The sequence below is a fragment of the Mesorhizobium sp. GW821-FHT04C10 genome (genome assembly GCF_059420305.1).
Genome location: NZ_JBWKTL010000001.1, coordinates 671,449 through 683,312 on the forward strand (window position 1 = coordinate 671,449; position 11,864 = coordinate 683,312).

Consider the following 11,864-nt stretch of genomic DNA (forward strand, 5'->3'; position numbering starts at 1 on the left):
GCAACAAACATGTACTTTTATGCATTGTGCAGCGCAAAAAACGGCACACCGGAACAAAGTCCGTCACACGAGTATCGATCGCATCCAAGCCGTTGATTTAAGGCGTGCTTATGCGCGCATCGTCAGCCGTTGCCGCGACAGCTTGCGGTATGATGACGGCGTCATCTTGTGCTTGCGCAGGAAGGCGCGGTTGAAGTTCGAGATGTTCATGTAGCCGACCTGGAAACAGATGTCGGTGATGGCAACATCGGTATCCGCCAGCAGCTTGCAGGCCTGCCAGAGCCTGAGCTTGGCAAGGTGGTCGCTGAAGGAGTTGCCGGTGTTCTTCTGGAAGAAGCGCGAAAATGTGCTCTCCGTCATTCCCGCGAGTTCGGCCACGTCGGGCAGCTTCAGATCCTCGGCGAAATGCTGGAACAGATAGGTCAGCGTGCGCTGGATGATGTCGAGGGACGCGGCATCGAGAACCGGCGAGAAATCCGGCGAAGACAAGAGTTCGTACTCGTCGGTCCTGGCCAGGAGGTCGACCAGTTCGAGGAACAGGCAGAGGCGGGCGAGCCCATGCACCGTTCCCATCCGCTCCATCAGTTCGGCGCCCTCCAGCGCCGTGCGACCGTGAAAGACCATGCCGCGCAGCGACCGTTCGAGGAACGGCTCCAGTTCGCGCAGTTCGGGCAACAGGCCCGCCGAGCCGCGCAGCCTCTGCGCATCGAATTGCAGGACGATGTCGCGGCCTTCGATCAGTTCGCCCGGCTGCACCGCCGTCACCCAGTCATGCGGCAGGCCGCCACCGACGATGGTCAGGTAGCCAGGCCCGAATTCGCCAATGTGATCGCCAACCAGGACCACGCCGGAGGATTTCCTGAGCAGATGGATTTCGTATTCCGGATGAAAGTTCCAGACATTGCGCTCCCAGGGGTAGTCGTCGCGCCTCCACAGGAAACTGTCGCTCGCCTCGGTGACGATATGTTCGAAGGCCGGCGCAGTGCGCGGGATCGCGGTCGTGTTTTTTCGCTGTCTGAACGCCATCCGTATCTCCCGGGGGGTTCGCTGGCTGCCGATCTCCGAGGCAATCCGTAACAGCCCGCGCCCGGCAAGGGAACGACGCAACCGCACCAGGGGAATGGCGCTGGCTCAATCGGTACCCGCTCCTCCTCCCTTGCCTTCATGTCGCATTTCGTTCAATAGACGGCGCAAACGCCGCGAAACCGCAGGTTTTGCCGTTTGACATGCGGCTTCCGGCTTCTTTCTGCCGACGTGCCGCGCCTGGAAAGAGCGGAACAATGTCTGCGATCGAAGCCGGCGCTCGCGCGCCGGAAAATCTTTGGCGTCAGGAAATCAAGGCGACGCTGGCGCTGGCCTGGCCGATGGTGCTGACCAATCTCGGCCAAACGGCGATGACGGCCACCGACGTCATGATGATGGGACGGCTCGGGCCGGACACGCTGGCCAGCGGCGCGCTTGGCGCCAACCTCTATTTCATGCCGCTGATCTTCGGCCTCGGCCTGATGCTGGCAACCTCGCCTATGATCGCCACCGAACTTGGCCGTCGCCGCCATTCGGTGCGCGACCTGCGCCGCACCGTGCGCCAGGGCTTGTGGCTGGCGATCCTGATCTCGATCCCGATCTGGATCTTCCTGTGGCATGGCGAATCCATTCTGCTGGCGATGGGCCAGGAGCCTGCCTTGGCGCACCAGGCCGGCATCTACCTGCGCTGGCTGGAATGGGCGGTGCTGCCTTTCTACCTCTACATCGTACTGCGCTCGTTCATCTCAGCGCTGGAACGCCCTGGTTGGGCGCTGGTCATCGTTTTCGTCGCCGTCGCCTGCAACGCGCTCTTCAACTGGGTGTTCATGTTCGGCAATCTCGGCTTTCCGGCAATGGGCATCTCCGGTTCGGGCCTTGCCACCTCGCTGTCCAGCACGCTGATGTTCGCCGGCATGGCAGCGGTGGTGATGCTGGAGAAGAAGTTCCGGCGCTACCGCCTGTTCGGGCGCTTCTGGCGATCCGACTGGCCGCGTTTCAAGGGCTTGCTTCGGCTCGGCCTGCCGATCGCCGGCATCCTCGCCTTCGAGGTGACGATCTTCAACGCCGCGGCGCTGCTGATGGGCCTGATCGACGCGGATTCGCTGGCCGCGCATGCCATCGCCATCCAGATCGCCTCGATCTCCTTCATGGTGCCGCTTGGCCTCAACCAGGCGGTGACGGTGCGCGTCGGCCTCGCGCACGGCGCCGGCAATCCGGAAGGCGTCTCGCGCGCCGGCTGGACCGCCTTTGTCATCGGCGTCTCGTTCATGGCCCTGATGGGGCTGGTGATGATCCTGTGGCCGCATCCGCTGATCAGCGCCTTCATCGATCTCACCAACCCGGCCAATGCCAGGGTGATCACGCTTGCCGTCTCATTCCTGGCCTTCGCCGCCCTGTTCCAGGTCTTCGACGGCGCGCAAGCGGTCGCCGCCGGCATGCTGCGCGGCCTGCATGACACCAAGGTGCCGATGATCTACGCCGCGATCGGCTATTGGGGCGTGGGCCTGCCGCTTGGCGTGCTGCTCGCCTTCCATTTCGACTTGCACGGCGTCGGCATCTGGATGGGCCTCTCGACAGGGCTGGCCGTGGTGGCGGCGCTGCTCCTGGCGCGCTGGCTGCGCCGCGACCGGATCGCGCCGTCGCTTGCCTTCGGGCATTGAACCGGACGGTTGCCGGCTGCCCGGCAGCAGACATTGCGGCTCATTGAACGGAGCCTTCACGTCAGCCTACGAAACGCCTGCTTTGCGCCTCTTGTCAGTCGTTCGGGCATGCACCGCGTGTCCCAGAAGCAGACGTCGAAGCAAAGCGGCGAAGGCCGACGGCATATTGGCGAATCGTCGGGTTCGTCGGTGTGCCAACCTGGGGACGGGCTCAAACCATGCGCGCGACAGGTGAAATTAGAAGTTGTTTAAGTCCGCCTGAGCGAGGGCCCCCGTCTCATCGGTTATTTGCCGGGTTTGAGCGGGTCCGCTCAGCCATCGTAAGCCCATGCAATCAAAGAACTGTTTTAAAAGCACTCGATCAAAATGGCCGCTCCACGTCTCCATCATCTCCGCGGCAGCCTCTGGAGTGAAGCCTTTCTTGTATGGCCGAATGGACGTCAAGGCATCGAAAACATCGCAAATCGCGACAATCCGTGCCGCGGCACCGATCTGTCCGTCTTTCAGGCCATCCGGGTAGCCGGACCCGTCCAGCTTTTCGTGATGATGAAGGCAGATTTTTCCCACGATTTCCGGTAACCCCTTCGTCGTCGCCAGGATTGCATATCCCTCGCGCGGATGGGTCTGCATGATTGCCATCTCATCAGCCGTGAGCTTGTCGGCCTTGGTCAGAATGGCGGTCGGGATGCGAATCTTTCCGATGTCATGCAGAAGACTGCCAACTGACAGTATCCGGACCAAATTACTATCAAGCTTGAGATGTCGCGCGAATAAGCCGACAAGAGCACAGACTGCTACTGAATGTTGAAAGCTGATCTCATCTTTTGTCTTGAGCTTGGTGAGGTTCAAGACGCTTGCCGGGCGAGTGCATAGGAGCTGGTCGACGACATCGACAACCGCCTCCACTTGCTGATGGTCAATGCATGTAGATGAGGCCGCATTGCTGAAGATCGAGCGGACCATCCCGGTCGCTTTCATCAACGCGGCCTCAGTGTTGGCGGGCGTTGAGCTCTCAATGGGTTTTGGTAGCTCGACCGTCGAACTGGTCGGCCCGATACCCTTTGAAAGATCGATGACAAGCGTCGTTACCGAACTTTCGCGAAGCACCTTCAGCTCGGCCGGGCTGGATAGTTTGAACTGGCTGGCTGCAAACGGGCTGCGTAGCCATTGCTTGCCGAACCCATGAACAAACATCCCGACACGGGCCTCATTCTTGTCGATCTCAAGAAGCGTGGAATTGATCATGCAGTGTTCACTTGGTTAGCCTTTGACTCAAAACCGTCGGAGCGACCAGATGCTTGGCGGATACCAACGCCTAATATTGTCCGCGTCTCCGGTGCGCTTACTTCAAGTTATAGCGCATAGCTGCCCGGAAACTACTCTCGCGCGCCTCTCAACCCTCGTCCCCGTTCAATGTTACGGCATGTTCGTAAACTTTCCTTACCCTATCGAGCAGGAGACAAGTTCGTCCCGCAGTTAGCCCGGTACTATACTCGAAAATCCTCGGTTCGATTTTGGTCGCGGCTCTGCCGATTGGCGTAACAGCACAAATAACGAGTTTCGGGTGCTAGCCGCAGCGTGCAGAACGTCTGACAACGAGTCGGCTACAGAACGTCAGCTATTGGCTCAAGGGTAGCCAATAGCCGCCAGTCCGGAGGCGGCCCCAAAGGTGACGCACCCAACGTCATCCAATGACCCAAAGAGGCATTCGAGCGCCTCCTATAGTTTTTTAGTCTCCGTCGATGCTCGTCAACACAGCTCCACTCAATGGGCGGCGCGCCGTTCGAGCGACCGGGCATATTGCGTCAACGGAAAGCACATGACGAAGAAGATCAGCGCCACCAGCCCATAGACCTTGAACGGTTCGAAGGTCGCGTTGTTGATGGCGTTCGAGGTCCGCACTAGTTCCTCGAAGCCGATGATCGAGGTCAGCGCCGTCGACTTGATGAGCTGCACCAGGAAGCCGACCGTCGGCGCGCGGGTGATCGAGAAGGCTTGCGGCAGGATGATCAGCCTGAGTTCCTGCAGATAGTGCAGGCCGAGGCTGGCGCCGGCGTCCCATTGGCCCAACGGCAGCGCGTCTACCCCGGAGCGCCAGATCTCGGCCAGATAGGCGCTGGCGAAGAAGGTGAGGCCGAGTACCGCCGCGGTCCAGGGCTCGATGCGCAGGCCGAGCATCGGCAGGCCGAAGAACATCAGGAACAGCTGCATCAGGAGCGGCGTTCCCTGGAAAAGGGCGATGTAGCCGGAGGCGAGGCGCCGGCTCCATCTATTCTTGGAGATCCGGAAGAACAGCACGACCATTCCGACCAGCGCGCCGCCAACGAAGGCGGCCAGCGACAGCAGCACGGTCCAGCGTGCGGCCAGCAGAAGATTGCGCACGATGTCCCAGAAGGTGAACTCGATCATGACACGCCAGCTCCGAGAGCGCGACGCCCGCCGGTGACCAGGAGCCGGCGCAAGGCCATGGACAAAGCGAGATAGACAAGTGTCACGACGAAATAGGTCTCGAAGGACCGGAAGGTCCGCGCCTGCAGCATGTCGGCTTCATAGGTCAGCTCGCGCACCGCGATCTGCGACACCACGGCCGACTCCAGCATCATGATGACGATCTGGCTGGTGAGCGCCGGATAGATCACCTTGAGCGCCTGCGGCAGCACGATCTTGATGAACACCTGACGGGGCCTGAGCCCCAAAGCCAGCGCTGCTTCCGTCTGCCCGAGCGGCACGGCATCAAGCCCGGCGCCGACGATCTCGATCGTGTAGGCCGCCATGTTGAGCGTCATCGCCAGCATGGCGGCCAGGATCGGGTCGAGCCGGATCCCGAGACTCGGCAGCCCGAAGAAGATGAAGAACAGCTGCACCAGGAACGGCGTGTTGCGCATCACCTCGACGTACCAGGCGATGGCCCGGCGAAGCAGCGCGGGGCCGTTTCGCCGTCCCGCCGCGCCCAGGATGCTGAGCAGCGTTCCCGCCAGCGTGGTCACGGCGATCAGCAGGATCGTCGTGGCCGCGCCGTGCGCGATGTCGCCCACGGCACCTGGAAGCCAGCCGAAGGCCATGGGAACTCAATCCTTGAGGTTGTCGGGATTGAGCGGCGTCTTCAGCCAGGCTTTCGAGCTTTCGTCCAGCTTGCCGTCGGCAAGCATCTTGGCGATGGCGTCGTTGACCGCCTTCTTCAACCCGTCCTCATTCTTGTTGAGACCGATATGCGAGGGCGAGGTCAGAAGCTGGAACTTCTGCTCCGGCTTCAGCGCATCCTGCTTGGCCAGCACCTGCGCGCCGACATCGTTGCCGACGACCATCAGCTGGGTCTGGCCGGAGATGAAGGCCTGGATCACCGAATTGTAGTTGTCGAAGCGCTTGATGTCGGCCGAGGCAGGCGCGGCCTCGGTGAGCGAGGTGTCCTCGAGCGTGCCGCGATTGACGGCGATCGACTTGTCGGCAAGGTCTTCCTTGCCCTTGACCGTCATCGCCGCCGGACCGATCACCGCGATGTAATAGGGCGCGTAGGCGGCGGCGAAATCGATGACCTGCTCGCGCTCCTTCGAGTAGCCGACGCTCATCAGGATGTCGACGCGATGGTCGTTCAGGTAGGGGATGCGGTTCTGGCCGGTGACAGGGACCGGATTGAGCTTCACCTTGAGCGTGTCGGCGATGTACTGGGCCACGTCCATGTCATAGCCCTTGAGGCTCATATCGGCGCTGGCCGAGGAGAAGGGCGGGAAGTCCGCGAAGACGCCGACATTGATGGTGCCGGCCTTGGTGATGTCAGCCAGCGCGTCGGCCTTGGCCGCCTGCGTGGCAAAGCCAAGACCAGCAGCACCCAGCATCAGGGCGGCGGCGATGGATGATTTCAGTGTCGAGTGGATTGTCATTGTCATTCCCCTTCTGGAAGCTTTTTGATTGTTGGGTCAGCCGCCGGCTCCAGCGCGGCGGCCGCCTTTTCGTGACGTCCGTCAGGCCCCCTTGCCCGTGATGGCCGGGCTGAACACCATCAGGCTCAGTATCTCGAACAGCACCTGGGCGCCGGCATGCGCCGTGTTGGTGGTGGCGTCATATTGCGGCGCCACCTCGACGACGTCGCCACCGACGATGTTGAGGCCCTTGAGGCCGCGCAGCAGTTCAAGCACCTCGCGCGTCGTCAGCCCGCCGACTTCCGGCGTGCCGGTGCCGGGCGCGAAGGCCGGATCGACGCTGTCGATGTCGAAAGAGACATAGGTCGGGCCATCGCCAACGATCTTGCGGGCCTTTTCGATGATGGCGGGGATACCGAGCCCGGTCACCTCCTCGGCGTGCACCACGGTCATGCCGGACTCGTAGGTGAACTCCCACAGATATTCGGCCGAGCCGCGGATGCCGATCTGGATGGTGCGCGTCGGATCAAGCACGCCGTCGAGCACCGCGTTGCGGAACGGGCCGCCGTGGTGGAACTTGGTCATGTCGAACAGGCCACTGGTGTCGCAATGGGCGTCGATGTGGATCAGGCCGACCGGCGCCTTCTTGCCGACAGCCTTGAGGATCGGATGGCTGATCGAATGGTCGCCGCCGACAGAGAGGGGAAGCACGCCGGCATCGACGATCTGGTTGGTGCGGCGCTCGATGTCCTCATGGCTGATCTCCAGCCGGTAGCGGCTGCGGAACGGCGTGTCGCCGATGTCGGCCACCCGAAGCTCATGCGTAGGGGCGCATTCCAGCACGTGGTTGTAGGGGCCGATGCGCTCGATGGCGCGCAGCGCCCTCGGCCCGAAGCGCGAGCCCGGCCGGTTGGTGACACCGAGGTCCATCGGCACGCCGATCATGGCCACCTGCAGGTCGCCGAAATCCGGGTTCTCCGCGGCGATCTCGCGGTAGGGCGCGGCGAGGAAGGTCGGTATGCCGGAATAGGGCGCCAGCCTGGTGCCGCTCTTGGAGAAGATCTTGTCGGCGACCTTGCGGAACTTGGGGTCGAACATCTCGCCGCCATGGCTCTCGCCATATTTGCGACGCAGCGCGTCAAGCTTGCCGCGATCATAGCCCATATCGGTTCCTCCTCGATTGGTGCAGCTTGACCAATGGTGATCTCAGGCGAATTGACCGTCGTCCGGCCGGGTCGCTTGTCCCGCTGGCTGCCTGCAGATTTCACGTCTTGAAGTTGTTCAGGACTGAAGTGTCCGGCAGCCGCCTTGAAAAATCAATTGATATTGTTAGGGTGTTTTCTGTGAGAAAATCTCACAAACTGCCGAGTCCCCGATGGCCAAACGCCTGCCGCCCCTGAACCCGCTGCGCGCCTTCGAGGCGACGGCGCGCCATGGCTCGCTGACCAAGGCGGCAAGTGAGCTGAATGTCACGCATGGCGCCATCAGCCACCAGATCAAGGCGCTGGAGCAGTCGCTCGGGGTCAAGCTGTTCGAGCGTGTCGGCCAGCGGGTCAAGCTGACGCCGCATGGCGCCGAACTTTTGCCGGCTGTATCGACCGCCTTCGACGGCATCGCCGCCGCCACGCAGCGGCTGACGCGCCCGGCCAGCAGCGGCGCGCTTTCGGTGTCCTGCGTGCCGGCATTGCTGCTTTTGTGGATGACGCCGAGGCTTGGCAGCTTCACCGCGCAATATCCCGACATCCAGCTGACGCTCATTCCCTCCAACGACCCCAGGGATATAAGGGCACCGCATATCGATGTCTGCGTCCACTATGGCAATGGCAGCTGGGCCGATTGCTGGATGCGCAAATGGTCGGGGCTGGAACTGTTTCCCGTGGTGAGCCCGACCTTGATCAACAACCGCCCGATCCGCAGCGTCAGGGATCTCGCCGATCATGTCTTCCTGCATGGCGACGACGGCCGCGAATGGCACACCTGGCTGGCGGCCGCCGACGCGCTGGACCTCGAGCGCGGTCGACGCCATCATCTTGGCGATGCCCGCATGGCGACCGAGGCCGCGGTGCACGGCCATGGCGTGGCGCTGGGCGATTCCGTGACGGCAAGCGCGCTGCTGGCCAGGGGCATGCTGATCGCGCCGTTCAGCCTGTCGGTGCCGGCGGTCGATGAATTCTACATCGTCTGCCGCAACGAAATGCGCACGGCGCCGATCGTGCAGGTGTTCATCGACTGGCTGTTCGCCGAGAAGGCCGGGGATGACGGCCGCGCCGATGCTCCGGTCGCCGGCCGCCTCGTCACCCGCCGCAAACGTCCGGCACTCAAGGTGATCGGCGGCAAATCCGCAGGCTGACGGCAGACCGTGCACGGCCGCATGCAGGCCGTTCTTTTTGTCGGGCCAGCCTGAAAGCAAGCAGCGTTTTGGTCAATTCGATGCTATGAGGCCTGTCGCGGTTGGATTGCAGGCAGCGAAGGCGGCGTTGAAACATGGCTAAGACCGATATTGCGCGGCGCGTCTACAACCATACCTGGAAGCTCGATCCGATCGTGCGCAGTCTGCTCGACACGGATTTCTACAAGCTTCTGATGCTGCAGATGATCTGGGGCATGTACCCCAAGGTCGAGGCCACCTTCTCGCTGATCAATCGCACCACTTCGGTGCGGCTGGCCGACGATATCGATGAAGGCGAGTTGCGCGAACAACTCGACCATGCCCGCACCTTGCGTTTCTCCAAGAAGGAGATGATCTGGCTGGGCGGCAACAATTTCTATGGCCGCAAGCAGATCTTCGAGCCGGAATTCCTCGCCTGGCTGGAAGGGTTCCGGCTGCCCGACTACGAACTGTCCAGGCGCAATGGACAGTATGAGCTCTCCTTCAGCGGGCCATGGATGTATACCACGCTGTGGGAGATCCCGGCGCTCGCCATCATCAACGAGCTGCGGTCCCGCGCGGCGATGCGGGCCTTCGGACCCTTCGCCCTCGATGTGCTCTATGCCCGCGCCAAGGCCAAGATGTGGGCCAAGACCGAGCGCCTGAAGGCACTGCCCGGCATCCGCATTTCCGACTTCGGCACGCGCCGGCGGCATTCCTTCCTGTGGCAGCGCTGGTGTGTCGAGGCGCTCAAGGAAGGTATCGGCGAGGCCTTCACCGGCACCTCCAACGTGCTGCTTGCGATGGACAACGACCTCGAAGCGCTCGGCACCAACGCACACGAATTGCCGATGGTGTTCGCGGCGCTTGCCAATTCGGAGAAGGAGCTGAAACAGGCTCCCTACAAGGTGCTGCAGGACTGGCAGCGCTACTATGGCGGCAATCTGCTGATCGTGCTGCCCGACGCTTTCGGCACCGCCTCCTTCCTGCGCGACGCCCCGGACTGGGTGGCCGACTGGACCGGCTTTCGCCCCGACAGCGCCCCGCCGATCGAAGGCGGCGAAAAAATCCTGTCCTGGTGGCGCGAGAAGGGCAAGGATCCCAAGCAGAAACTGCTGATCTTCTCCGACGGCCTGGAGGTGGAAACCATCGAGGAGACCTACCGCCACTTCGAGGGCAAGGTGCGCATGTCCTTCGGCTGGGGCACCAACCTCACCAATGATTTCGAGGGCTGCGCGCCGACGGAGACCAACAGCCTGGACGCCATATCGCTGGTCTGCAAGGTCACCGAGGCCAATGGCCGGCCGGCGGTGAAGCTTTCCGACAACCCGGCCAAGGCGACTGGCGACGAGAAGGAGATCCAGCGGTATCTCAGGATTTTCGGCGAGAAGGACCGCGTGGAGCAACTGGTCAAGGTGTGAGGGGCGAGCGCTGCTTGAGGCATCGCCATACGAGGCCGCAAAGTTGGATAGGCTGAGTTCCTTCGCCGTGGAGCGCCGTCTTCAAGGATTGGCTTTCGCCATCGCCCTGCTAGCCCTCCTCCCCACTCCCGCCTTCGCCCATGCCTCCGACCGAGGCCACGTCCTGCTCCTGCCGACCGGCTATTACCTCGTCGGCGGCGCGTTCGCCGTGGCCGTCAGCTTCCTCGTGCTGGCGCTGCTGCCGGCGGCTTCCATCGATCGTTTCTGGCGCCGGCGGCTGCCGCTTTTCACCTTCGGCGATACCACCCGCGCTTCCCTCAGCCTGGTATCCTTTGCCGGCTTTGCAATCCTCGTCGCCGCCGGCCTTTTCGGCAGCCGCGACCCGCTCTCCAACCCACTGCCGCTGGTGATCTGGACGCTGTTGTGGGCAGGCCTCACGCTGCTGCAAGGCGCTTTCGGCGACCTCTGGTCATGGCTCAACCCTTGGTATGGACCGTGGCGCCTCGCCTCACGCCTGCGCGGCGCAAGCGATGAGGGGCTGTGGCGCCTTCCCCGATGGATCGGCTGCTGGCCGGCCGTCATCCTGTTCTTCGCCTTTGCCTGGTTCGAGCTCATCGATCCGGCGCCTGACGACCCTGCACGGCTTGCCCTTGTCGCCGGCTTTTATTGGCTGCTCACCTTCCTTGCCATGCTGATGTTCGGCTATCGCGGCTGGAGCCGCAGCGGTGAGTTCCTGACTATCTTCTTCTCCATGGTGGCGCGCTTCGCGCCTGTCGAACGCGACGAGAAGGGCCGGCTTGCGCTGTGCTGGCCAGGCGCCAAGCTGCTGACGGCGGAGCCGTTACCACCCAGCGGCATCGCCTTCCTGCTGCTGGCCCTGTCGTCCGTGTCCTTCGACGGCCTGTCAAAAACCTTCTTCTGGCTTGGCCTCTTCGGCATCAATCCGCTCGAATTCCCAGGCCGCACGGCGGTGATCGGCAGCGGCAGTCTCGGGCTCGTTCTGACATTCGTCCTGCTGGCGGCGGTGTTCCTTTTGGCCGTTGTGCTCGGCCAACGTCTTGCCGGCAGCGGACCGCCGCTCGCCCAGGCAGCCGGGCTGCTGGTCTGGTCGATCGTGCCGATCGCGCTCGCCTACCACGTCGCGCACTATCTGACGGCGCTGCTGGTCGACGGCCAGTACGCGCTGGCCGCCCTGTCCGACCCGTTCGCGCTGGGCTGGAACCTGTTCGGCACCGCCGACATGCAGGTCGAGGCCGGCATCGTGGCCGGCGCGGCGTCCGCCTGGTGGCTGTGGAACATCCAGGCTGGTGCCATCATCCTTGGCCATGTGCTCGCCGTCCTCATCGCCCACGGCTTCGCCTGGCGCCTGCATCCGCAGCCCGCCCGCGCCGCGCTCAGCCAGTTTCCGCTCACCCTGCTGATGATCGCCTACACGGTCTTCGGCCTCTGGCTGCTCGCCACGCCGACGGTCGGCTGAGGCATTTGCGCTGGAAAATAAACCGGGATTCCCTTAGGGAACCAGCATTGCCGTGTC

General features: G+C 62.8%; 10 protein-coding genes. 4 read left to right on the plus strand and 6 right to left on the minus strand.

The features are described 5' to 3' along the window. Window positions 1–108: 108 nt before the first annotated feature. Entirely contained in the window at window positions 109–1,026 is a 918-nt protein-coding gene (locus AC07UC_RS03145) for an AraC family transcriptional regulator (protein WP_140770655.1), read from the minus strand. 254 nt (window positions 1,027–1,280) lie between these two features. On the opposite strand from AC07UC_RS03145, the gene AC07UC_RS03150 reads away from it, so the two are divergent. Continuing rightward, window positions 1,281–2,684 carry an MATE family efflux transporter gene (locus AC07UC_RS03150; protein ID WP_494903975.1) on the plus strand — a complete coding sequence of 468 codons (1,404 nt, stop codon included), beginning with the start codon at window positions 1,281–1,283 and terminating at the stop codon, window positions 2,682–2,684. A gap of 237 nt (window positions 2,685–2,921) precedes the next feature. Here AC07UC_RS03150 and AC07UC_RS03155 read toward each other — a convergent pair whose 3' ends face one another. From AC07UC_RS03155 to speB, 5 genes are all read right to left on the minus strand, one after another. After that, window positions 2,922–3,929: a cyclic di-GMP phosphodiesterase gene (locus tag AC07UC_RS03155; protein ID WP_494903977.1), complete on the minus strand. Its 1,008-nt coding sequence runs from the start codon at window positions 3,927–3,929 to the stop codon at window positions 2,922–2,924. Between the two features lie 519 nt (window positions 3,930–4,448). Further along, entirely contained in the window at window positions 4,449–5,093 is a 645-nt protein-coding gene (locus tag AC07UC_RS03160; protein ID WP_140770661.1) for an amino acid ABC transporter permease, read from the minus strand. Then, a complete protein-coding gene (locus tag AC07UC_RS03165; RefSeq protein ID WP_056568479.1) occupies window positions 5,090–5,746 on the minus strand; it encodes an amino acid ABC transporter permease in 657 nt (218 codons plus the stop codon). The genes AC07UC_RS03160 and AC07UC_RS03165 overlap by 4 nt, the downstream gene beginning before the upstream one ends. Before the next feature lie 6 nt (window positions 5,747–5,752). Beyond that, the gene (locus AC07UC_RS03170; RefSeq protein WP_494903980.1) at window positions 5,753–6,562 is read right to left on the minus strand and encodes a transporter substrate-binding domain-containing protein; all 810 of its coding nucleotides are present in this window, start codon (window positions 6,560–6,562) and stop codon (window positions 5,753–5,755) included. Window positions 6,563–6,643: 81 nt separating this feature from the next. Then, window positions 6,644–7,705 carry an agmatinase gene (gene speB, locus AC07UC_RS03175; RefSeq protein ID WP_140770664.1) on the minus strand — a complete coding sequence of 354 codons (1,062 nt, stop codon included), beginning with the start codon at window positions 7,703–7,705 and terminating at the stop codon, window positions 6,644–6,646. A 211-nt stretch (window positions 7,706–7,916) separates the two neighbouring features. Here speB and gcvA point away from each other — a divergent pair, with 211 nt between their 5' ends. From gcvA to AC07UC_RS03190, 3 genes are all read left to right on the plus strand, one after another. Continuing rightward, window positions 7,917–8,891, plus strand: coding sequence for a transcriptional regulator GcvA (gcvA, locus tag AC07UC_RS03180; protein ID WP_140770666.1), 975 nt, complete (start codon window positions 7,917–7,919; stop codon window positions 8,889–8,891). A 134-nt stretch (window positions 8,892–9,025) separates the two neighbouring features. After that, the gene (gene pncB / locus AC07UC_RS03185) at window positions 9,026–10,330 is read left to right on the plus strand and encodes a nicotinate phosphoribosyltransferase (RefSeq protein WP_202325055.1); all 1,305 of its coding nucleotides are present in this window, start codon (window positions 9,026–9,028) and stop codon (window positions 10,328–10,330) included. A gap of 43 nt (window positions 10,331–10,373) precedes the next feature. Then, window positions 10,374–11,807, plus strand: coding sequence for a hypothetical protein (locus tag AC07UC_RS03190; RefSeq protein WP_494903983.1), 1,434 nt, complete (start codon window positions 10,374–10,376; stop codon window positions 11,805–11,807). Window positions 11,808–11,864 lie beyond the last annotated feature (57 nt).